Genomic DNA, 22,577 nt, shown 5'->3' with positions numbered 1-22,577 from the left:
GCCACGGCGGCGCCAACCAGGTCTGGCAGCCCTACAACGGCGGCTACCGCAACCCCGCTTCGGGCCGCTGCCTCGACATTCCGGGTGCGTCCACCACCGACGGCACACAACTCCACCTGTGGGACTGCCACGGCGGCTCCAACCAGAAGTGGACCACCCTCGCCACCGGATGACCTTCACTCCCGGGACCCCGGGAGTCCCTGAGCCCAGGGGCTACGGCAGCCTCCGGCCCTGCGCCGAGCCGGACCGGTACGCCCTGGGGGGAGGCCCGGCTGGTGCGTGAGCACCGGCCGGGCCTACGGGCCGTGGAAAATCGTCTATGAACGCCACCGGCTGTGGTTCGGCCGACGGCAGGTGGGAGCGCCTGCTCCAGCAGGTCCAGGCTGCGGCCGACGCGGCAGGCGAGATCGACTGGGACATCGCGGTCGATTCCACCATCGTGCGCGCTCATCAGCACGCTGCCGGCGCTCGGACCGAGCCGCCTCCGGCACCCGCGTCAAAGGGGGCCGAAGAGGTGGAACACCAGGACGAAACGCCGTGGCAGAGCCTGGTCACCTGCCTGGTGGAGGTGGTTGTGGAGGTGAGGGCCTGGGCCGCTCACGGGGCGGGTTCACCAGCAATCTCCATCTGAGCGCGGACGGCCGCTGCCGTCCGTAGTCCCTGGTGGTCACCGGTGGACAGCGGGCGGGCGGCACCCAGTTCAAGCCGGTCCTGGAGAAGATCCGCATCCCCAGGACCGGTCGGGGCAGGCCGCGCAAGAAGCCCGACAGTCTGGCGGCCGACAAGCCTACAAGGCCTACAGCAACGAACCCTGCCGCGAGTATCTGCGACGTCGGGGCATTCGCCACACGATCCCGGAGAAGACCGACAGCCAGTCCGCCCGCCTGCGAACCGGCTCACGCGGCGGAAGACCGCCCGGCTTCGACGAGGACCGCTACAAGAAGCGCAACACCATCGAACGGGCCATCAACCGCCTGAAGCAGTCTCGGGCAGTGGCCACCCGCTACGACAAGCGCGGGTACTTCTTTCTCGGCACCGCTACAGCAGCCCTGATCATCTGGCTGCGAACTTGATCGCCCGGACAAGTCCTAGGCGAGCCGGATCACGTTCCAGGACAGCGGTTGGAGGACTGCGCTGAGGGTGCCGTCGCTCAGGGTGGTCGCGGAGACCTGGTGCGGGGTCACGCGTTCCGGACCGGTGAGGGTGTTGCGTGCGTCGGGGTCGGCGTCCGCGAGGGCGCTGTGCTCGACGACCGACGTCAAAGCGAGGTCGTTCAGGGTGACTTGCAGGGGTAGGGATTGCGTGCGGCTGCGGTTGACGGCGAAGACGGTGACCGAGCCGTCCTCGGCGCGCACGGCGGTGGCGTGCAGCAGGTCGGCCTCGCCGTACTTCTCCGTCTCGTACGTCGGCGAGTCCACCCGCACGTCGAGGACCTGCCCGCGGCCGTACTTCGAGGCCTGCGCGAAGGGGAAAAACGTCGTCTGCCGCCAGGCAGGGCCGCCCGGCTCGGTCATGATCGGGGCGATCACGTTGACGAGCTGGGCAAGGCAGGCGACGGTCACCCGGTCCGCGTGGCGCAGCAGCGCGATCAGCAGCGAACCGACGACGACGGCGTCCAGGACGCTGTAGCTGTTCTCCAGCAGTCGGGGTGCCTGCGCCCAGTCCCGCGAGTCGGAGTCCTCTGTCCCGTTCAACTCCAAGCCGTAGCAGACGTTTCACTCGTCGAAGGAACGATTGATCTTCTTCTTCGACTTCAGCCTCGCACCCACGTGGTCGCAGGTCGCGACCACGTTCTCGATGAAGGACTCCATGTCGACGGCGGAGGCGAGGAAGGAGCCGATGTCGCCGTCCCGGGGCTCGTAGTAGGCGTGCAGGGAGATGTAGACCCTCTCTGTCAGCCTTGGGTGAGACGTCCCGCCTCGGCGGAACCCGGGGCGGTTCACACACCGACTGCGCTGGTCCCTCTGGCGACGACGCCCCCGAGCCCGGGCCTGCCGCAGCCACTACCACCGCCGAGCCACCCTCCAGCCATGAAGACACAAGTCCGGCTGGAGTATGAGGGACGCCCACGGCCCGGAGGTTGCGTTTCAGCAGGTCAGCGAATTCCTTTATGCCGGTGCGCCCCTGTGAGGGGCGATGCACTGCTGAGTCATTGGGGATCGGGGAACGATTCGCCGTTCAGGGGGCGGGTTCGTAGGTGACCGTCTGGTCCGGGCAGCCTGCGGCCATGCCCTGCAGGGTCGCCAGTTCGGCGTCGTCGGCGGCCAGGTCCCGGTCCCAGCGGAGCTTGGTGCCGACCCATTCGGCGAGATACCGGCAGTGTGCATCGGCGGCTGGCGGGAGCCATTCGGCGGGGTCCTGGTCGGCTTTGCTGCGGTTGGAGCGTGCGGTGACGGCGACGAGCGAGGGCTCGGCGCCCTGGTCGGAGCACTCGGCGGTGGGGCTCCCGGCTGTGGCCGGCCGGGAGCCCTCATGGGGAACGGGGGGCGTGGGTCAGCCCATGCCCTGGAGGCGCCAGATCTGGTTCCTCTTGTTGGTCAGCGCGCTCTCCGGGTCGCAGGTCCACTGGTGGATCTTGGCTCCGGCGGTGGTCGAGATCTGGCTGACGTCGACGCACTTGCCGCTGTGGACGGCGGCCAGCTGGTAGTCCTTGCTGTTGCCGAGCGCGGTGACGGGCTTGAGGGTGAACATCTGGTTCGTGGAGCCGTTGCAGGTGTACTGGATGACGGCGGCACCGTCGGCGGTGGAGGCGCCGGAGACGTCCAGGCACTTGCCGCTGTGCTGGTTGACCACCGTGTAGGTGTTCGCCCGGCCGGCAACCGGCTTGAAGTCCAGCATCTGCTGGTAGCCGCCCTCGCAGTAGTACTGCTGGTACTGCGCGCCGTCGGCGGTGGACAGGTTGGTGTCGTCCAGGCACTGGCCGCTGTGCTGGGCCACCGCGACCGTGGAGACCGTCGTGTTCGACGGCGGGAGCAGCGTGACGGTGTACGCGTCGGACGCGTTCGTCCAGGGCACGGTGAGCGAAGCGGCGTTGCCGCTGACGGTCAGGGTCTGGTCGGAGACCGTGACCGGGCCGGTGACGGCGCCACCGCTGTTGTTGGGGATGCGCTGCAGGACGGCACGGACCTGGCCGTTCTCCACGACCGAGGTGGTGTCGAGCCGGTTCAGGCTGACGGTGACGTTGCCGGTGTTGCCGTTGCTGCCGAGCAGGATCTTGGCGTTCTTGGCCGTGTTGTCCTTGGTCGCCAGGCCGTCGGTACCGGTGCCCTGGGTGAACTTGACGATGTTGCCGGTCTGGGAGCCGTAGTAGCGGTACAGGAACCACTCGCCCAGCGGCAGGTACTGGCCCGCGCTGTTCTTGGTCAGCAGGTTCGCCTCGTTGTCGTGCAGGCTGCTGCCCATGGCCCAGTTGGCGCGCAGGCCGTCGGCTCCTGCCCGCTCCAGGCGGGAGATGTACCAGGCGCCGCGGCCCGGGGTCTGCTCGTTGGTGTTGGCGTACTCGTTGACCTGGAAGGGGCGGCTGGTGGTCAGGGACCGGGCCGACAGCTTGGAGCGGACCGCGTCCGCGTCGGAGACCGGGTCGCCGGGCAGGGCGTGCCAGCTGTAGACGTCCGGGGCGACGTTGTTGGCCTTGACGTAGTCGAGGTACGTGTTCCACCACGTCGAGGCGGCCCCGCCGGGGCTCCGGTAGGTGCTGGGCCCTACGATCACCGCGTTCGGGATGGCGGCCCGGACCTTCTGGTAGGCGCGCTTCCACATCGCGAGGTACTGGCTCTGCGTCCGCCCCCAGAACGGAGTGTTGTCCGGCTCGTTCCACAGGTCCCAGTCGACCGTCATGTTGTTGGCCTTGACGTCCCCGATGAGCTGGTCGAGGAAGGCGTCGAACTTCGTCCAGTCGCCGTTGTCACCGGGCCAGGCCTGCGTGGTGGTGCTGTCGGCGCCCCACAGGTCGTGCGGCAGCAGCACGAACGTGCCACCGAGGGCGACGGTTCGCTTGTACTGGGCGAGGGTGGAGTTCCAGCGGGTCTGGTAGGCGGCGAGGCTGGTGCCGTAGCCGCCGCTGTTGAGCTGCGCGCCGCCGGCCCGCATCAGGTGCCACTTGATGTCCTTGTAGAAGTGGTCCTGCGGCAGTGAGGCGTCCGGCGTCATCCCGTAGATGGTGCCGGAGGCGTGGTAGGTGGGGGCGGCCCCGGTCGTGGAGAAGTCGACGGTGACGCTGGTGTCGGCGGCGTGCGACGGGCCGGCGGGCACCAGGGTCGTGGCCAGGGCGGCCAGGAGGACGGCCACGGACGAGGTCGCTCGGCGCCCGCTGCGGGTAGCGGGTCTGGGAAGTGTCCAGCGAGAATTCATGCTGCGGCTCCTGCTTGAACGGGGAGGCTGGCCGGGGTGGGAACATCCCCGGGGCTGTGCGTGGGGGGAGAGAGACGGTCGGTGCGGCCGGCCGAGAGCCCTGATGGGACGGGGGGCGTGGGTCAGCTGATGCCCTGGAGGCGCCAGATCTGGTTCCTCTTTGTGTTCGCCCGGCCGGCGACCGGCTTGAAGTCGAGCATTTGCTGGTAGCCGCCCTCGCAGTAGTACTGCTGGTACTGCGTGCCGTCGGCGGTGGACAGATGGGTGTCGTCCAGTTGCATGCCCGTGTAGTGGTTGCCGGCCGGCGGGAAGACCAGGCCGATCGTGCTGGTCCGGCCGTTGGCCAGGGCGCGGGCGCTGGCGTTCGGGCGGTAGCCCAGCTCGTCGATGACCTCCTGGATCCTCCGGCGCGTGTCGTCCGACACCGGGCGTTTGCCGCTCAGCGTGTACGAGACGGTGGAGCGCGAGACACCGGCCCGCTTGGCGATCTCACCGATTTTCACGGCGGCTCCTTGGTCGAACCGATTCGATGTTCCGCGCAACAGAATCCTCGAATCGCGTAGGTGGTGAAGTGGGCACTCGGGCACTTCGGCACTTCGGTGGCAAGTCCACCGATCACCGGTCGTCGAACCGGTTCGGTGAGGCGAAGATAGGAACGACGCAAAGGGCTGTCAACGCCTGCGGCGAAATTTTTCGAAACCATCCCGTAACCCGGAACTCGCCGCTCTCCGTGAGCGCGACGCCCTTCACGTCATGGTGAAGGGCACCGACTGGACGCCTGGGAGCATCCCCGTTGACGGCTCGGAAGCCCGGCATCCGGTCCTCGTCCGTGCGCAGCGGGCGCAACAGCTGGGCGGGCAGGGAGAGGTCGGCCCGGCGGAAGGGGACGAGGTAGACGGCGGTGACCGGTTCCGAGTCGCCGTCGGGGCCGGGCACCTTCTCCCGTACGACACCGGGGTCGCCGCCGTCCTCGGGGACCTGGCCGCCGAGGTCCGACAGGGCGGAGGGCGTGTGGACGGCTCCGCCCCCTGAGCGCGGCCACACCGTTCGCACCGCCGCTTGACATCACGTTTACGCGAACCATTGACTTTCGGCCACGGCTGTCTCTACCGTCTCGCAGAATATCGAACGATGTTCGCCATTTCGAACGTCCGAATCGCCGCATGAGTGCCCAGTGGAGGACACCTCAATGCGTAATCGCCTCAGAGGCAGCCGCCGCGCCCTCGCCGCCCTGTGCGGCTCGGTGCTGTCCATCAGTCTGCTGTCCGCCGGGCCTGGGGCGACGTCCGCCCAGGCCGCCGACGACCCCAACGCCGTCGCGCTGGACAAGGACGCGATCGTCGCGGCCAACCAGCTCGACGAGCCCAAGTGGTACAAGGACAACATCCCGTTCCTCGACACCCCCGACAACGACATCGACGACGTCTACTACTACCGGTGGAGCACCTTCAAGCGCGCGCTGCGCTACACGGTGCCGGGCACCGGGTACGTGTCGACCGAGTACGACGTCCCGATCGGGTACGCCGGGAACCCGTACACCGCGCTCCCGGACGCCACCGGCTACCACCTGCTGGACGGGCGCTGGCTGCACAACCGCGACTATGCGGGTGACTACCTGGACTTCTGGCTGCGCGGGGCGGGCAACCCGGGCGTGCGGAACTTCAGTGAGTGGATCACCAGCGCCGCGTACCAGCGCTATCTCGTCACCGGTGACGCGGCGCAGATCAAGTCCGCGCTCCCCCACCTCATCGCGCTGTACAAGCGGTGGGACTCCAACTTCAACAGCGACGTCACGGTCAACGGCACGCAGTCCACCAGCGACCTGTACCACCAGAGCCCGCTGTCCGACGCCACGGAGTACACCGAGACGTCGATGCACAGCAGCAACTGGTTCAGCGGCGGCCGCGGCTACCGGCCCACCATCAACGCGTACATGTACGCGGCCGCCCAGGCGATCAGCAAGATCGCCGCCATGAACGGCGACACGGCGACCGCGAACGACTACGACGCCAAGGCCGCGCAGCTCAAGGCGGCCGTGCAGAACTCGCTGTGGGACCCGCAGCGCAACTTCTTCATGCAGGTCTACAACACGGACAGCACCAACGGCACCCTGAAGCAGACCAGGACGACCTGGCGGGAGCTGATGGGCTTCGCCCCCTGGGCGTTCAACCTGCCCGACGCGCAGTACTCGTCGGCGTGGAAGTACCTGACGGACGCCAAGCGCTTCAAGGCGCCGTTCGGGCCGACGACGCTGGAGCGGGTGCACGACTTCGAGGCCGAGCAGGCCACCGTCAACCACGCGAACATCTTCAGCGGATCCACGGCCTCGAACGGCAAGTACGTCGGCCAGATCGACTTCGACGACAGCTACGTCACCTTCACCGTGGACGCACCCGGCGCCGGGACCTACCCCGTGACCGTGCACTACGCCAACGGCACCTCCGGCACGTCGACCCACAAGCTGATCGTGAACGACGACACCGCGAACCCGATCACGGTCAGTTACGCGCCCACCGGGGCCTGGCAGAAGTTCTCCGAGACGCAGTCCGTGACCGTGCAGGTCCCCATGAAGGCCGGGGCCAACACGCTGAAGTTCGCCAAGGGCACGAGCTTCGCCGAGATCGACCGGATCACCGCGAACCCGTACTTCAACTACCAGGCGATACCCGCCGTGCAGAAGCGCGACGACGCCAACTGCTGCCACTGGAACGGTCCGAGCTGGCCGTTCCAGACCAGTCAGGTCCTGACCGGTCTCGCGAACCTGCTCCAGGACTACCCCGCGCAGAGCTTCGTCACCAAGGCCGACTACCAGACGATGCTGGCCCAGTTCGCCGACCTCCAGCACAAGGACGGCAAGCCCTACATCGCCGAGGCCGCCAACGGTGACACCGGCGACTGGATCTACGACGGGTTCAACTTCAGCGAGCACTACAACCACTCCAGCTTCAACGACCTGGTGCTCACCGGTCTGCTGGGCATCAAGCCGCAGGCGGACAACACGCTGGTGCTGAAGCCGCTGGTCCCCTCGGGCTGGGACTACTTCGCGGTGGAGAGCCTCCCGTACCACGGCCACACCTACTCGATCCGCTGGGACCGGGACGGCACGCACTACGGCAAGGGCAGCGGGCTGCAGATCTTCCAGGACGGCGTCCGCATCCACCAGTCGGCGACCCTCGGCAACACCACCGTGAACGTGGCCGCCCCCGTCACCCCGGCGCAGCCCCCGCGGCTGATGAACGTGGCGGCCAACCCGCTCACCGCCGAGCAGGACTGGCTGGGCCGCACGATCACCCAGCCGTACCCGAAGGCGTTCGCCTCCTACACCAACACCGTCTCCAACGGCCCGCACTGCCACAGCGGCCAGGCATGCAAGCCCACCACCTTCGACGCCCCGCTCCGGGCGACGGACGGCTGGATCCGCTACGACAAGATCCCCGACAACCGGTGGACCAACTCCGGCTCGCCGAACGCCACCGACCACCTCGGCGTCGACTTCGGCGCGCCACGCAAGATCAACGAGGTGAAGTTCTACACCTACGACGACGGCGCGAACATCCGCGTCCCGGCGAGCTACACCGTCCAGTACCTCAAGGACGGGGCGTGGGTGGACGTCCCGAGCCAGACCAAGAGCCCGGCGGCGCCGGTCGCGAACAACGCCAACGAGGTGACCTTCCCGACGATCACGACCTCCCAGTTCCGGGTGGTCTTCACCCCCCAGGCGGGCAAGTTCGTCGGCGTCACCGAGCTGGAGTCCTGGTACCCGGAGACACCGCGGGTGAAGATCGTCAACAAGAACAGCAACCTGGAGCTCGGGATCGCCGGTTCCTCGATCGCCGCCGGAGGTGCCGTACAGCAGCAGAGCGCCAGTGACAGCGCCAACCACTGGTGGAAGATCGTCCCGGCCGAGAACGGCTACTACAAGATCTTCAACACCAACAGCGGACGGGTCCTCGGCGTCAAGGACGCGTCCAAGACCGCCGGCGCGGCGGCGCTGCAGTGGGGGGACACGCTGACCGCCGACCATCTGTGGTCGATCGTCGACGCCGGTGGAGGCTACGCCAAGATCGTCAACAAGAACAGCGGCCTGGTGCTGGGGATCGACGGGATGTCCACGTCGTCCGGGGCGGCGGCCCTGCAATGGGACGACAGCGGCACGGCCGACCATCTGTGGCGCATCACCGCGGAGGACGGGTCCACACCGTTCACTTCGTGACCGGGCCGGCCGGCTCGTGACCTGACGTCCGCCGCGTCCCCTTCCGGGGGCGCGGCGGACTTCTCTTTACCCGCCCTCCAGCCACGCGCGCGGTTCCCCGCGACCCTTCGGCATCGGTGTGTCTGTCGTGGACCTCGAGAGTGCGGTGGGGCCACGAGGTGGCGAACCGGGTCGGGTCACCGGCGGTCGGGATGGCCGCCGCGGGTGGTGACCCACTGGGAAGGAACCGCACAGTGGTCCCGGTCGTGCCGTCGTGGGCGATCGGCGCCAGGCCGGTCACCGCGCGCGGGCACCCCATGCGGTAGGGCGCGGCGCATGTTCGCACACTCGGCCCAGAACCAAAACTGGTGGTGGACCGCTCACCCGGCGGCCCACTGACTGCGCGTACACCGATGCCGCGAAGGCCACCCGCCCTTCGCCCGGTTGCACCACCGCACGCCCGGCCCTGACCAGGAGACGCCTGCTGGAGAAACGCTATGCGCACAACCCCGAGCCAGGGGACCCTCCAGTGGCGTAAGTCGAGCTACAGCTCCAACACCGGCGGCGACTGCGTCGAGGTCACCGGGCTCCCCAATGCCGTCGCTGTCCGGGACTCGAAGAACCCCGGCGGCCATTCCCCACGATCTCGCCTGCCGCGTTCTCCACGCCCTTCGGCTACTTGAGAGCCAGTCGGTGCCACGCGCGGAACATGTGAAGGGGCACAGCCGCCTTCGCCGCTGTGCCCCTTTCATCGTTGTTCATCGTCATCGCGCGCTGTCGTGCGCCCATGTCCGGTCAGCCGTCAGGCCGCTCCGCACCGCGCCGTTCCCGCAGCCACGCGGTGGCGGCCGGCGCGGCGACCGCGAGGAGTCCGATCGCCGTGATCCAGTCCTCCCGGACCCCGGCCAGCACGGCGAGCAGCAGTGCCGCCACGGTGACCAGGCCGTAGCTACCGGTAGTTCGTTGAACTCGTCGGTAGGTGGGGTTGACGGCTGAGTGGGTCGGTCGCACTGCGGTGGGGTGTCGAGTTTCGGGGACGAGGATGACCGAGCGACGTCCGTGTCCGCCGGCGCCGGGGCCGGGGCCGTTGGAGGAGTACGGCGGCAACCTTCTCGTCCTCTGCGGCAACTGGGAGCCGGAAGGCCGAGTCGAACTACCGGATGGACGGGCATGAGGGCAACGAAGCACGCCGCGCCGCAACCGTGGCGCAGGCACGGACCGGTCACGGCACCGCCGTGCAGCCGGACGTCGCGCAGCCGACCGGCGTCCGCTTCGCCCGGCATTGACCAGCCCGCCGGTCAGCCTTCACCGCTCCGCAACCGAGCACGAGCGGCGTTCGAATCCCGGGCCGGGCACTGTTAGGCTGCGCCCCCGTTGTTGTTTAAGGTGCAATCAACGCGCACATCATGGCAAGGAGAGGGCGACCGGGGGATGGTCCTCGATGACGCGTCCGCGGAGTTCCACGAATTCTTCGAACGCCACTATGCCGAGCTCGCCCGTCTGGCACACCTGCTGACCGGCGAGAGCGACGCGGCGGACGACCTCGCGGCGGATGCCCTGGTCGCCCTGTGGCAGCGCTGGGACCGGTTGCGGCAGGCCGACCACCCGCTCGCCTACGCCCGCGGTGTCGTGGCCAACCTGGCGCGGGGACGGATCCGCAGCACGGTGCGGGAGCGACGTCGGATCACGCTGTTCTGGTCCCGCAGCCCCGAGAAGGTGGAGGGGCCGGACATGGCGGCCGTGCTGGACGTCCGCGCGGCGCTCGCCCGGCTGCCGTTCCGCAAGCGCGCCTGCGTGGTGCTGCGACACGCCCTCGACCTGTCGGAGAAGGACACGGCGGCGGCACTGGGCATATCAGTCGGAACCGTGAAGAGCCAGACCTCGAAGGGAATGGCCGAGCTGGAAAAGCTACTGGGCGCACACGCGGCCGGGGACCTGGTGCCAGGAAGGAGGAACCGGTGAACGAGGAAATCGACCGTCGGCTGCGCGAGGCCGCCGAGGCCCACCAGCCCGACCGCGCGCGGATGCTGGCCCGGGTGGAACGCGGCATGGCCGGCCCCGCCGTCCGTCACCGCGCGCGACCGTTCGCGAGGTCCGGGACCAGGGTCGCCCTCGCCGGGCTCGCCGCCACCGGCATCCTGACGACCGGCGGCCTCGCCGTCGCCGCCATCGTCGCGACCCCGTCGCCGTCGCCCACCGTGGCCACGCCTGCCGCCCCGTCCCCGACCGTCAGCTCCCCGCACCCGACATCGGCCGGCCCCACCCCTGTCGCGCCGCCTCCGGTCACCACCCCGGGCAGCTCGCGCCCGACTCCGTCGGCCACCAGTCCCTCGCCGACCGGCGGCGAGAACCAGAACGGGCCGCTGTGGTCGGCCGGCTCGCTGGATGCGAAGAGCACCGTCTACTGGACGCAGAGCAACCTCGTCCTCAAGACGACCCAGCCGCTCACCTCGCTCACGGTCGAGATCCGGATCGTGCAGACCGGCGGGGCGAAGAACACCGGCACCTGGCAGACCCTGCCGAATGGTGACTTCACCGTCACCGTCCAGGAGGCCGACGGCGCACTGGTCTACCGCTGGGTCCTCAAGCCGGGTCTGACCGTGCCGGCCGGGAGCCATGAGTTCGCCGCGCAGTTCAACAACGGCCCCGGCGTGCGCAGTGCCGCGGGCGACGGCTACCGCGTCGACGCACAGGGCTCGGGCGGCTCCGCGTCGGTCCGGGGAGGGTTCGTCCCGACCCGGTGAACGCCGCTGTGCGGCAGGGCGACGGCGGCGGCCGCGAAAGTGCTTCCCTTGATCGCGGCAACCTTTGTGTGCGTGGCGGCAACTGACAGGCATCCGGGGCTGGATCAAGGCCCGCCGTGCCAGAAGGACAGACCGTTGTCAGATCAGAACCGCTCTCATCGTCGCCGTCCGGCGACCCGCCGCGTGATCGCCGCCTCCGTGGTCCTCGCCGCCGCGGGCGCCGCCGTACCACTGGTCGCCCTGGCCGCACGCACGCCGGAGGCCGCCGCACCGGCCACGGCAGCCGACGCGGCGGCCGGCAGTGGCCGCTACTTCGGCACGGCAGTGGCCGCGGGCAAGCTCGGCGACTCCACGTACTCCGCCGTTCTCGACCGGGAATTCAAGATGATCACCCCGGAGAACGAGATGAAGTGGGACGCCATCGAACCCTCCCGCGGCAACTTCACCTTCGCCGCCGCCGACCGAATCGTCAGCCACGCCACCGCGCACGGCCAGCGACTGCGCGGCCACACCCTGGTCTGGCACTCCCAACTGCCCGGCTGGGTCAAGTCCATCACCGACGCCGGCACCCTGCGCACGGTGATGAAGAACCACATCACCACCACGATGAGCCACTACAAGGGCAAGATCTACGCCTGGGACGTGGTCAACGAGGCCTTCGCCGACGGCGGCAGCGGCCGACACCGCAGCTCCGTGTTCCAGGACGTGCTGGGCAACGGCTTCATCGAGGAGGCCTTCCGCACCGCCCGGACCGCCGACCCCTCCGCCAAGCTCTGCTACAACGACTACAACATCGAGAACTGGTCCGACGCCAAGACCCAGGGCGTCTACAAGATGGTCAAGGACTTCAAGTCCCGCGGTGTGCCCATCGACTGCGTCGGCTTCCAGAGCCACTTCGCAAGCAGCGGCCCGCCGGCCAGCTACCAGACCACCCTGTCCAACTTCGCCGCACTCGGCGTGGACGTCCAGATCACCGAGCTCGACATCGCCCAGGCGTCCGCGACCGCCTACACCAAGGCCGTCCAGGCATGCATGAACGTCACTCGCTGCACGGGCATCACGGTGTGGGGCATCCGCGACAGCGACTCCTGGCGCACCGGTGAGAACGCGCTGCTGTTCGACGCGGGCGGCAACAAGAAACCCGCCTACAACGCCGTGCTCACCGCCCTGGGCAGCACCGGCAGCACCGGCGGCAGCATCGGCAGCGGCGGCACGCAGTCCGGGGACATCATCTCCGGCGCCGTCTACACGCTCTCCAACGCGGCCGCCGGACGCGTTCTCGACGAGCCCGCGGGCCACAACGGCAACGGCACCCCGCTCCAGGTGTGGGACGCCAGCGGCGCCTCCAACCAGCAGTGGCGGGCGGGCCGCAACAGCGACGGCTCCTACACCCTGACCAACATCGCCAGCGGCCGGGTGCTGGACGAGCCGGCCAACCGGACGGCCAACGGGACGAGGGTGACGGTCTGGGACGCCAACGGTGGCGCCCACCAGCACTGGAAGGCCCGCCGGAACAGTGACGGCTCCTACACGCTGACCAACGTCGCCAGCGGCCGGGCGCTGGAGATCCCCGGCGGTCGGACCGCCAACGGCACTCCCGTCCAGATCTGGGACACCAACGGCGGCGGTGCCAACCAGCGCTGGACCTTCCAGCCGACCGCGGCGCCGAAGAGCGACACGTGTGCTCTTCCGTCGACGTACCGGTGGACCTCGACGGGCGCGCTGGCTCAGCCGGCGAACGGGTGGGCCTCCCTGAAGGACTTCACCACCGCGACCCGTAACGGCAAGCACCTGGTCTACGGGTCGAACTACTCGGGATCGGCCTACGGCTCGATGGCGTTCAGCCCCTTCACGAACTGGCCGGACATGGCGTCGGCCCGCCAGACCGGCATGAGCCAGAAGGCGGTGGCGCCTACGCTGTTCTACTTCGCGCCCAAGAAGATCTGGGTGCTGGCCTACCAGTGGGGTCCGTGGCCCTTCAGCTACCGCACCTCCAGCGACCCCACCGACCCGGGCGGCTGGTCCGCGCCGCAGCCGCTGTTCACCGGCAGCATCCCCCGCACCGACTCCCCCACCGGCCCGATCGACCAGACCCTGATCGCCGACGACAAGAACATCCACCTGTTCTTCGCCGGTGACAACGGCAAGATCTACAAGTCGACCATGCCGATCGGCAACTTCCCCGGCAGCTTCGGCTCGTCGTACACGACCGTCATGAGCGACACGGTCAAGAACCTCTTCGAGGCGCCGCAGGTCTACAAGGTCCAGGGCCAGAACCAGTACCTCATGATCGTCGAGGCTCGCGGGGCGAGCGAGCAGCGCTACTTCCGCTCCTTCACCGCCACCAGCCTGAACGGTCCGTGGACCCCGCAGGCCGCCACCGAGTCCAACCCCTTCGCCGGCAAGGCCAACAGCGGCGCCACCTGGACCAACGACATCAGCCACGGCGACCTGGTCCGCACCAACCCCGACCAGACCATGACCATCGACCCCTGCAACCTTCAGTTCCTCTACCAGGGCAAGTCCCCCAACACCCCGCCGAACACCTCCTACGACAACCTGCCGTACCGCCCCGGCATCCTCACCCTGAAGCGCTGACCCGCCTCCCGGCGAAGTTGCCGGCCCGACGAAGCTGACGAGATGCGCCCCCATCGAAGAGATGGGGGCGCATCTCGTCAGCTTTCACCTACTTGAGTGCTGCACCGCTACTTGAGCGCTGTACCGCCCGAGTTGTGATAGGCGATCGTCTTGTTGATCAGGTTTCCGCCGTCGGACTCGACCGTGGTCTGTTCGTCCTGCCCCGGACCGAAGAACAGGCCGGCGATGTGGGCGTCCGCGACCTGGCCCATGTGGGCGAAGAGCCAGTCCACCTTGTCGTCCTTTTCTCCAGCGCCCCGGTCAGGTCGGCCCACCAGGAGTCCGGCAACGGGAGGTCGTGCTGGAGGATCGGGTCGTCGGACAGGACCGGCTGGTCGACGCGGGCCGACAGTTCCGCCCGGTAGGCGGTGTCGTCGTCGACGGCGTCGTGCACGCCCAGGAGGTCGGGCCCGGTGCCCATCGAGGTCGCCGAAGGCATGCTGGGCATCGAGGGCGCCGTCCCACAGCTTCCCCGACGCCTTGCCCTTCGGTGCTGACACCACCAGGGATTGGCACCGCCGCGCGGCTGACTGCGGCGCGGTGCGCGTCGGCTCCCGCAGGCAGACCACCGCGGTGAACGACACCGCAAGGAGGTCGAGCCCCACTGACGGGCCCATCCACGCCGTGGATGGGCCGGATACGGGATTCGGATCGCCCGGAGGATCGCGGTGCTGCCCGGGACAGCCCATAGTCATCCCTACCCGCACGCCGCTGTCCGCACCAGCCGCCGACGTGCGGTCGTTCCCAGCATGCCGTGCGCCGTCGGCGCCCGAGCAGGCATGCCCGCCCTCGTACGCCGTCCCCTGGAGTCGTCATGCCCGGTTCCGTGTCCCCGACCCCGCCCTCCGCCGCGGTCGACGACGGTGCTCCGTCACCCGTCGCCGCGTCGGGCCCCGCTCATGTGGTGCGCCTGACCCTGCTGATGGCGGGCAGCTGCCTGCCGATCCTGGGTGCGGTGCTGATCGCCCCGGTGCTGCCGAGGATGCAGGACCACTTCACCTCGACCCCGGGGGCCAAGGCGCTGGTTCCCCTCGCGCTGACGGTTCCGGCGCTGTCGCTGGCACTGCTGGCACCCTTCGCCGGGGTGATCGTGGACCGGCTGGGCCGCAAGCGCCTGCTGATCGTGGCGACCCTCCTGTACGCCGTGTTCGGAACGGCGCCGCTCTGGCTGGACTCGCTGGGCGCGATCATCGCCAGCCGCGCCCTGGTCGGTGTCGCCGAGGCTGCCATCATGACCTGCTGCACCACCCTGATCGGCGACTACTACAGCGGCCGGCAGCGGGCGAAGTACCTGGCGCTGCAGGCCGTGTGTACCTCCGTGTCGGCCACCGCCTTCTTCGTGATCGGCGGCGCCGTCGGCGCGGCGGGCTGGCGCGTGCCCTTCTGGATCTACGCCGTGAGCCTGATGATCGCCCCGCTGATGGCCGCCGCTCTGCCCAACCCGGCTGCCCGCGCGGCCTCCGACGAAGCCCCGGCCGTGGCCATGACCGGTCGTCCGTTCCCCTGGCGGCCGCTGGCGGGGATCTGCGCCCTCACCTTCTTCGGAGCGATGGTCTTCTACACGGTCCCGGTGGAGATGGCGTACCTGCTCGACGACCTCGGTGTGGAGGACCCCGGCGTCATCGGTCTGGCCACGGCGATCGCGAGTGCCGCCACCGTGGCCGGAGCGGTGATCTTCGCCCGGCTGAAGCGCTCCCCGGAGCCGGTGCTGCCCGCAGTCTTCGCGGTCTGCGCGGCCGGTTTCGGGGTGATGTTCCTCGTCGGCAGCGCCCCCCTGCTGCTCGTCGGGGCGGTGGTCAACTGTCTGGGTACGGGCATGCTGCTGCCCGCCCTCCTCACCAGTGCCATGTCCCGGCTGGCGTTCGAGGACCGCGGCCGGGGCACTGGGCTGTGGACGTCGGCCTTCTTCGGCGGTGCGTTCGTCTGCCCGCTGGTGCTGCTCGGCCTGGAGTCGGCGGTCGGCTCTCTCGCAGGTGCGGTGGGCATGCTGGGGCTGGCCGCGGCCCTCGTCGCGGCGGGACTGTCGGTGGCTCGCTGCCGTGCGCACGCCGTCGCCCCCCAGCCGCTGCCGGAGCAGGCGGCCTGAACAGCAGACGCTGCAGACGTAGCCAACGCGGCAGCGGACCGGCCGCACGCCGCGGAAGGCGTCCCCACGACGGCCCAGGCGACGGGCCGTGCCGGTCCCGGGCCGTGGTCAGAGCCGGCCCGGGACCGGCACGGCGCCCTGTCCGGCGGACGGCGCCTTTGCCGGGCCGTGGCCCGTCAGCGTCGCGCCCACCTCCGCGGCCTTCTGCCGCAGCCAGATATGGGCCGCGTCCTGGGTGTGAACCGGGTGCCACCACATCGCCTCCTGCACCGGCACGGCCTCGAACGGGCAGGGCAGGACCCGCACCGCGGCGGAACGGACCGCCCTGCGCGCCAGACGCTCCTGGATCATCGCGATCCGGCGGGTGCCCTCGACCATGTGGGGCAGCAGCTGGAAGGTCTGCACCGACACCTCCACCCGGGGGCTGATGCCGAGCATGCTGAGCTGCCGGGCGGCCGGGGCGTCGTAAGGGCGCTGGTAGACGGCCCAGGGCAGGCGGGCCAGCTGGTCCAGGGTGAGTTCGTGGCCGATCTCGGGGTGGTCGTCGGCAATCATGCACAGCCAGCGGTCCTGGTGGAGGTCGACGCAGGGGAAGCCGTCGATGACGCCGTGCGGCAACAGCAGTCCGTCGACGGTGCTGAGCAGGGCGGCGGTGTTCTCCGTGATGTCGGGCGTCGGATGCCGGAAGGTGAGCCGGATCCCGGGCGCCTCCTGGTGCAGGACGCGGGCGAGAGCGGCGCCGAACACGGCCGCACCGTAGTCGGCGGCGAGCAGGGTGAACTCGCGGATCTCGGCGGCCGGGTCGAAGTCGGCCTGGCTGGAGAAGACACGCTCCAGCAGGTCGCACGCGGTTGCGCTGCGGTCGCGCAGGGCGACACCGAGCGGTGTCAGCTCGTAGCTGTTGCCGCTACGGGCGAGCAATTCGTCGTCGAAATGACGGCGCAGCCGGGACAGCGCCGCGCTCATGGCGGGCTGGCTCAGCCCGACGCGCTCGCCGGCCCGGGTCACATTGCGCTCCTCCAGCAGCACACGCAGGGCGACAACCAGATTGAGGTCGAGTCGGGACAGGTTCATCGGACACCACCTGGGCGAGCAAGAGCCATTCATCTCATGGATTCGACGCATCCACAGGAGCGATTTCCGTGATCCGTCGATCGAGGCCACAGTAGACCGCAACCCAGCGGGAGGAAATCTCATGGCAACGCTCGTGCAACCTGCCGGCCCGTTCGCCCTCGGCACGGTCTCCGCGCCGGACGGGGAGCCGTTCCCCTGCCTTCTGGCCAAGGAGCGGGTACTCGACCTGGGCAAAGCCCTGGACTGGGCACCGTCCGGCGTGCGTGCCGTACTGGAACGCTGGGAGGAAACCCTCCCGGTCCTGTACGCCCTGGCGGACGACGACGCCCTGGACTGGCGGCCGCTGGACGGCCTGCACCCGCACGCCCCGCTGGAGCCCCGCCAGATCTTCCAGTCCGGTGCCAACTACCGCCAGCACGTGATCGACCTGGAGGTCGCCCACCGCTCCCCCGACGACCCGCGCACCGTGGAGGAGGCCCGCGCGGAGATCGCCGCGGTCATGGACCGCCGGGCCGCCGAGGATTTGCCGTACGTGTTCATCGGGCTGCCCAGCACCATCGCGGGCCCGTACGACGACGTCGCACTCCCTTCCTGGGCGAAGAAGCCGGACTGGGAGCTGGAGCTGGCGGCGGTCATCGCCAAGTCCGCCTACCGGGTCTCCGTCGAGGAGGCCCCGGAGTACGTCGCCGGCTACACGATCGCCAACGACCTCACCGACCGCGCGACCGTCTTCCGGCGGGACATGCCCGCGATCGGCACCGACTGGCTGCGCTGCAAGAACGCCCCCGGCTTCACCCCGCTCGGGCCCTGGATCGTGCCCGCCGAGTTCGTCTCCGACCCCGGTGACCTGCGGATCACGTTGAAGCTGAACGGCGAGACCATGCAGGACGAGTCCACCAAGGACATGCTCTTCGGCGTCGCGCGGCTGGTGTCGTACATCTCGCAGACCTCCCGGCTCCTGCCCGGCGACCTGGTGCTGACCGGAAGCCCGGCCGGCAACGGCATCCACTGGGGACGGCTGCTGCGCGACGGTGACGTGATGGAGGGGTCCATCACCGGTCTGGGTATGCAGCGCACCCGCTGCGTGGAGGAGAAGTCATGAGCCTGGACCGCCACGACCCGGAGGGGGCGATCGCCGAGGCCGCCAAGGCGTACTCCAACTGGGGACGCTGGGGCGAGGACGACGTGCTCGGCACGCTGAACTTCCTCGACGAGGCCAAGCGGCGCGAAGGCGCGGCACTGGTGCGCCGGGGCGTGAGCTTCTCCCTCTCGCAGCGGTTCGACATGGACGGCCCGCAGAAGGGCTGGCGCCGGCGAACCAACCCGGTGCACACCATGCTCGACACCGGCACCGACGCGGCGCTGGGCAACCAGGGCTTCCCGCACGGTATCGGCGGCGCGGACGACGTGATCGCGATGCCGCTGCAGTGCTCCACCCAGTGGGACGGCCTCGGGCACATCTTCGACCACGGCAAGGCGTGGAACGGACGTGACGCCGAGAAGGTCGTCACCTCCGCCGGCGACCTGGTCACCGGGATCGAGCACATGGCCCCCCAAGTCGCCGGTCGCGGCGTACTGCTGGACGTGGCCCGGGTCATCGGTGACGACGACGGCACGCCGGAACTGCCCGACGGTTTCGCGATCACCACGGAGCACCTGACCGCGACCGCCGAGGCCCACGGCGTGAGCGTCGGCCGCGGCGACATCGTCCTCGTCCGCACCGGGCGCCTCGCCCGCGCCCGGCGTGACGGCTGGGGCGACTACGCGGGCGGCCCCGCGCCCGGTCTGTCATTCACCACGGCCGGCTGGCTGCACCGTACCGAGATCGCCGCGATCGCCACCGACACCTGGGGCTTCGAGGTCCGGCCCAACGAGTTCGAGGGCGCCTTCCAGCCGCTGCACCAGGTCGTCATCCCCAACATGGGCCTGCTGATCGGCGAGATGTGGGACCTGGACGCCCTCGCCGAGGACTGCGCGGCCGACGGCGTGTACGAGTTCTGGCTGACCGCGGCACCGCTGCCCATCACCGGAGCCGTCGGCTCCCCGGTCAACCCCATCGCCGTCAAGTAACCCGCCCGGCCGCCGAGCCGCCCAGCGCCCAGCCGCCAACCCGGCGCCCGCGACCGCTCCGGCACCCGGCCGCCGACCCGCTCGGCCGCCGGCCATCGGCGCCGACCCGCCTACCCGCCGGATGCGCCGCCACCCTCCCCTGACAGCAGCGGCGCATCCGGCCCCGCACACCGTCCCCACCTCGCACCCCGTCCCCACCCCCGGCCCGCGCACCCAGCGGGCGAGCCGCACACCGCCGCCCGAAGCCGCGCGGCCCAACCTCGGGAGGTTCCCCGACATGGCTGACACCCTCACCCACTCTCGACCTCGCTCGAGCGGGGGGAGCCCCACCGTCCTCGTCATCGGCGGGGGCGCCTCCGGCAACGCCGTCACCATCCTGCTGCGGCGTGCCGGTCTCAGCGTGGACCTGATCGAGGCCAAGCCCGACTGGAACGCCACCACGGGCTCCGGTATCACCCTCCAGGGCAACGCCCTGCGCGTCCTGCGCGAACTGGGCGTGTGGGAGCAGGTGAGCGCCTCGGGATTCGCCTTCGGCTCGCTGGGCGTGGCCGCCCCCGACGGCACCGTCCTCTTCGTGGCCGAGGACCTCCAGACCGGCGGCGACGACCTGCCGGCCACCCTCGGCATGCAGCGCCCGCGGCTCCAGCAGATCCTCATCGACGCGGTCCGCGCCTCCGGAGCCGACGTCCGGCTGGGCACCACCGTCGACACCCTGGAGCAGGACGCCGACGGCGTCTCGGTCCGCTTCAGCGACGGCACCGAGGGCCGCTACGACCTGGTGATCGCCGCCGACGGCCTGAACTCCGCCACCCGCTCCGCGATCGGCATCACCGACAGACCCGAGCCCACCGGCATGGCGATCTGGCGCATCGCGGCCCCACGCCCCGAGGGCCTGGACCGCACCGACCTGGCGTACGGCGGCCCGGCCTACATCGCCGGCTACTGCCCCACCAGCGAGAACACCATCTACGCGTACGTCGTCGAGGCCAGCCGCGACCGGGTCTCCATCGACCCGGCCACGTACGCGGACGAGATGCGTCGGCTCGCCCAGGCCTACGGCGGTTTCTGGCCCGAGATCACGAAACACATCGACGACCCGGCCAAGGTCAACTACACCTGGTTCCACCGCCACCTCGTGGAGGGCCCGTGGCACCGCGACCGGGTCGTGCTGGTCGGGGACGCCGCCCACTGCTGCCCACCCACCTTCGCCCAGGGCGCGGCGATGTCCCTGGAGGACGCCTCCGTCCTCGCCGAGTTGCTCACCACCCGAAGCGACTGGGACGACCAGCTCTTCACCGACTACCACGCACGGCGCCTGCCCCGCGTACGCATGGTCGTCGACGCCTCCGTCCAGCTCGGCCAGTGGCTGCTCGACGGGGTGCGCGACGCGGACATGCCCGGACTGGTGGGCCGCACCATGACCGCGCTGAAGGAACTCCCGTGACCGAGCCCCTGCCGACACCGACGATCGACGTCCACGCCCACCTCCTGCTCCCGGAGGTCGAGGAGGCCGTCGCCGGTCACCCCGGCCTCGCCGAGGCCCGCGACCTCGACGCCCGCCGCAACGGGTCGGCGGCCCTCGCCGTGAACGGTCCCATGGTCGGCGCACGCGTGCCGAAGCTGACGGACGTCACCGTGCGCCTCGCGGCCATGGACGCGGCCGGCGTGGACGTGCAGCTGGTGAGCCCCTCGCCGTCGCACTACCACTACTGGGCCGAGCCCCGGCTGGCCGATCGGGTCTGCCGGCTGGCCAACGAGGGGACCGCGGCACACCGCGCCAAGGCCCCCGACCGGCTTCACGGCCTCGGGCTGGTCCCCCTGCAACACCCCGACCTCGCCGTCGCCCTGCTCGACCACGCACTGGGCCAGGGCCTGAGGGGCGTGGAGCTGTCCTCGCACGCGCCGGGGCCGGGCGGGACACGAGCGGTGGAACTCTCCGACCCACGGCTCACACCCTTCTGGGCACGCGCGGAGGAGGCCGGCGCCCTGGTCTTCCTGCACCCGTTCGGCTGCACGCTCGACGAGCGCCTGGACCAGTGGTACCTGTCCAACACGGTCGGCCAGCCCACCGAGAACGCCGTCGCCCTCTCCCACCTGATCTTCTCCGGTGTCCTGGACCGCCATCCGGGTCTGAAGCTGATCGCGGCGCACGGCGGCGGCTACCTTCCCACCCACATCGGCCGCTCCGACCACGCCTGGCGGGTCCGCCCCGACGCCCGGGACTGTGCCCGTGAGCCGAGCAGCTACCTCGAGCACCTGTACTTCGACTCCCTCGTCCACGACCCGCACGTGCTGCGGGAGCTGGTCCGGGCCGCCGGTGCGGACCGGGTCCTGCTCGGCTCCGACTTCCCCTTCGACATGGGCACCGAAGACCCGCTGGGCGCGCTGCGCGCCGCGGACCTGCCCGATGCCGACTTCCACGCCATCCGCGGCAAAAACGCCGCCACCCTGCTCAACCTCACCTGAGGGGGACCCCCATGAGTAACCGCCTGCTCACCCACCTGCGGCACGTCGACCTCGCCGTGCCCGACTACGACAAACAGCTCGACTTCTACGCCGGCGTCTGGGGCCTGACCAAGGTCACCGAGGACTCCGGGATCTCCTTCCTCGCCGCCGAGGGCAGCCCCGAACAGTACGTCGTACGGCTGCGCAAGGCCGCCGAGAAGCGCCTCGACCTGGTCTCCTACGGGGCGGGCAGCCCGGCCGACGTCGACACGCTGGCCGAGCAACTCCTCTTGCAGGGCGTGCAGTTGATCTCCCAGCCGGGAAAGGTGGACACCCCCGGCGGTGGCTACGGCTTCCGCTTCTTCGACGTCGACGGTCGCACCATCGAGGTCTCCGCCGACGTCGAGGCCCGGCAGCACCGCAGGATCGAGGAGAAGGAGGCGATCCCGGTCCGCCTGTCGCACGTCGTGCTCAACTCCCCCGACCTGAACAGGACCCGTGAGTGGTACGAGACCCACCTCGGCTTCCGCCTGTCCGACACGCTCAGCTCGCCGCACATGGGCGAGGTCATGCACTTCATGCGGATCAGCAACCAGCACCACTCGATGGCCATCGCGAAGGGCCCGCACACCTCCCTGCACCACATCTCCTTCGAGATGCGCGGCCTGGACGAGTACATGCGCGGCTCGGGCCGCGTGATGCGCTCCGGCGCCCGCAAGCTCTGGGGCCCTGGCCGGCACATGGCGGGCGACAACACCTTCACGTATTTCCTCGACCCGCACGGCAACACCGTCGAGTACACCACCGAGCTGGAGGAACTGGACGAGGACACCTGGCACCCCCACGTCTACGACTTCTCTCAGCCCGAGGTCACCGACCAGTGGGGCACCGCGAACCCGATGAACGAACTCATCGCCAAGGAGTCGTTCAACGACGTCGACCGCGGCGTGTTCGTCGCCCCGCCGGTCTGACCGCCCGG

17 protein-coding genes and 5 pseudogenes are annotated in these 22,577 nt (G+C 69.8%); 14 read left to right on the top strand and 8 right to left on the bottom strand.

Features of this window, described 5'->3' with window-relative positions; all coding sequences use genetic code 11:
* On the top strand, positions 1–173 hold a 173-nt coding region (locus tag ACZ4YY_RS35345), incomplete at its 5' end, for an RICIN domain-containing protein (protein WP_468299204.1).
* Positions 174–231: 58 nt separating this feature from the next.
* Positions 232–1,073 (top strand): annotated as a pseudogene (locus tag ACZ4YY_RS35340) (IS5 family transposase).
* 15 nt (positions 1,074–1,088) lie between these two features.
* Here the strand turns inward: ACZ4YY_RS35340 and ACZ4YY_RS35335 are convergent.
* The 5 genes and pseudogenes from ACZ4YY_RS35335 to ACZ4YY_RS35315 all read right to left on the bottom strand — a co-directional run.
* A pseudogene (locus ACZ4YY_RS35335) lies at positions 1,089–1,883 on the bottom strand (alpha-L-arabinofuranosidase C-terminal domain-containing protein); the annotation flags it as partial.
* Positions 1,884–2,178: 295 nt separating this feature from the next.
* Positions 2,179–2,436, bottom strand: a pseudogene (locus ACZ4YY_RS35330) (HNH endonuclease); the annotation flags it as partial.
* Between the two features lie 57 nt (positions 2,437–2,493).
* Complete coding sequence (locus ACZ4YY_RS35325; protein ID WP_468299198.1) at positions 2,494–4,287, bottom strand: RICIN domain-containing protein; 1,794 nt, start codon at positions 4,285–4,287, stop codon at positions 2,494–2,496.
* Positions 4,288–4,619: 332 nt separating this feature from the next.
* Positions 4,620–4,853 (bottom strand): annotated as a pseudogene (locus ACZ4YY_RS35320) (LacI family DNA-binding transcriptional regulator); the annotation flags it as partial.
* Positions 4,854–5,136: 283 nt separating this feature from the next.
* Positions 5,137–5,325 (bottom strand): annotated as a pseudogene (locus ACZ4YY_RS35315) (hypothetical protein); the annotation flags it as partial.
* Positions 5,326–5,539: 214 nt separating this feature from the next.
* Between ACZ4YY_RS35315 and ACZ4YY_RS35310 the strand changes: the two are divergent.
* The 3 genes from ACZ4YY_RS35310 to ACZ4YY_RS35300 all read left to right on the top strand — a co-directional run bounded on the left by ACZ4YY_RS35310 (position 5,540) and on the right by ACZ4YY_RS35300 (position 9,225).
* The gene (locus ACZ4YY_RS35310; protein ID WP_468299196.1) at positions 5,540–8,563 is read left to right on the top strand and encodes an MGH1-like glycoside hydrolase domain-containing protein; all 3,024 of its coding nucleotides are present in this window, start codon (positions 5,540–5,542) and stop codon (positions 8,561–8,563) included.
* Positions 8,564–8,878: 315 nt separating this feature from the next.
* Complete coding sequence (locus ACZ4YY_RS35305) at positions 8,879–8,941, top strand: trp operon leader peptide (protein WP_468299202.1); 63 nt, start codon at positions 8,879–8,881, stop codon at positions 8,939–8,941.
* Positions 8,942–9,039: 98 nt separating this feature from the next.
* Positions 9,040–9,225, top strand: coding sequence for a DUF397 domain-containing protein (locus ACZ4YY_RS35300; protein ID WP_468299194.1), 186 nt, complete (start codon positions 9,040–9,042; stop codon positions 9,223–9,225).
* 112 nt (positions 9,226–9,337) lie between these two features.
* On the opposite strand, the gene ACZ4YY_RS35295 is transcribed toward ACZ4YY_RS35300, so the two are convergent.
* Positions 9,338–9,475 carry a hypothetical protein gene (locus tag ACZ4YY_RS35295; RefSeq protein ID WP_468299193.1) on the bottom strand — a complete coding sequence of 46 codons (138 nt, stop codon included), beginning with the start codon at positions 9,473–9,475 and terminating at the stop codon, positions 9,338–9,340.
* A 498-nt stretch (positions 9,476–9,973) separates the two neighbouring features.
* Between ACZ4YY_RS35295 and ACZ4YY_RS35290 the strand changes: the two genes are divergently transcribed.
* The 3 genes from ACZ4YY_RS35290 (at position 9,974) to ACZ4YY_RS35280 (ending at position 13,884) form a co-directional block, all read left to right on the top strand.
* Positions 9,974–10,504, top strand: coding sequence for a SigE family RNA polymerase sigma factor (locus tag ACZ4YY_RS35290; RefSeq protein WP_468299191.1), 531 nt, complete (start codon positions 9,974–9,976; stop codon positions 10,502–10,504).
* Positions 10,501–11,286 carry a hypothetical protein gene (locus ACZ4YY_RS35285; RefSeq protein WP_468299189.1) on the top strand — a complete coding sequence of 262 codons (786 nt, stop codon included), beginning with the start codon at positions 10,501–10,503 and terminating at the stop codon, positions 11,284–11,286. Before ACZ4YY_RS35290 ends, ACZ4YY_RS35285 begins: the two co-directional genes overlap by 4 nt.
* Before the next feature lie 183 nt (positions 11,287–11,469).
* Positions 11,470–13,884: a non-reducing end alpha-L-arabinofuranosidase family hydrolase gene (locus ACZ4YY_RS35280; protein ID WP_468299200.1), complete on the top strand. Its 2,415-nt coding sequence runs from the start codon at positions 11,470–11,472 to the stop codon at positions 13,882–13,884.
* A gap of 107 nt (positions 13,885–13,991) precedes the next feature.
* Here the strand turns inward: ACZ4YY_RS35280 and ACZ4YY_RS35275 are convergent, their stop codons facing one another.
* The gene (locus ACZ4YY_RS35275; protein WP_468299187.1) at positions 13,992–14,156 is read right to left on the bottom strand and encodes a hypothetical protein; all 165 of its coding nucleotides are present in this window, start codon (positions 14,154–14,156) and stop codon (positions 13,992–13,994) included.
* A gap of 581 nt (positions 14,157–14,737) precedes the next feature.
* Here ACZ4YY_RS35275 and ACZ4YY_RS35270 point away from each other — a divergent pair.
* Positions 14,738–16,009, top strand: coding sequence for an MFS transporter (locus ACZ4YY_RS35270; protein WP_468299185.1), 1,272 nt, complete (start codon positions 14,738–14,740; stop codon positions 16,007–16,009).
* A gap of 108 nt (positions 16,010–16,117) precedes the next feature.
* Here the strand turns inward: ACZ4YY_RS35270 and ACZ4YY_RS35265 are convergent, their stop codons facing one another.
* Complete coding sequence (locus tag ACZ4YY_RS35265; protein ID WP_468299183.1) at positions 16,118–17,083, bottom strand: LysR family transcriptional regulator; 966 nt, start codon at positions 17,081–17,083, stop codon at positions 16,118–16,120.
* 121 nt (positions 17,084–17,204) lie between these two features.
* On the opposite strand from ACZ4YY_RS35265, the gene ACZ4YY_RS35260 reads away from it, so the two are divergent.
* From ACZ4YY_RS35260 to ACZ4YY_RS35240, 5 genes are all read left to right on the top strand, one after another.
* Positions 17,205–18,185: a fumarylacetoacetate hydrolase family protein gene (locus tag ACZ4YY_RS35260; protein ID WP_468299182.1), complete on the top strand. Its 981-nt coding sequence runs from the start codon at positions 17,205–17,207 to the stop codon at positions 18,183–18,185.
* On the top strand, positions 18,182–19,153 hold the full coding sequence (locus tag ACZ4YY_RS35255) for a cyclase family protein (protein WP_468299180.1): 972 nt from the start codon (positions 18,182–18,184) through the stop codon (positions 19,151–19,153). The genes ACZ4YY_RS35260 and ACZ4YY_RS35255 overlap by 4 nt, the downstream gene beginning before the upstream one ends.
* A gap of 277 nt (positions 19,154–19,430) precedes the next feature.
* Entirely contained in the window at positions 19,431–20,597 is a 1,167-nt protein-coding gene (locus ACZ4YY_RS35250) for an FAD-dependent oxidoreductase (protein WP_468299178.1), read from the top strand.
* Positions 20,594–21,619: an amidohydrolase family protein gene (locus ACZ4YY_RS35245; protein ID WP_468299176.1), complete on the top strand. Its 1,026-nt coding sequence runs from the start codon at positions 20,594–20,596 to the stop codon at positions 21,617–21,619. The genes ACZ4YY_RS35250 and ACZ4YY_RS35245 overlap by 4 nt, the downstream gene beginning before the upstream one ends.
* Positions 21,620–21,630: 11 nt before the next feature.
* Entirely contained in the window at positions 21,631–22,569 is a 939-nt protein-coding gene (locus ACZ4YY_RS35240; RefSeq protein WP_468299174.1) for a VOC family protein, read from the top strand.
* Positions 22,570–22,577: the final 8 nt, after the last annotated feature.

This window comes from Streptomyces sp. NPDC030143 (assembly GCF_055573695.1).
This window is presented reverse-complemented; position numbering and strand designations above follow the sequence as displayed.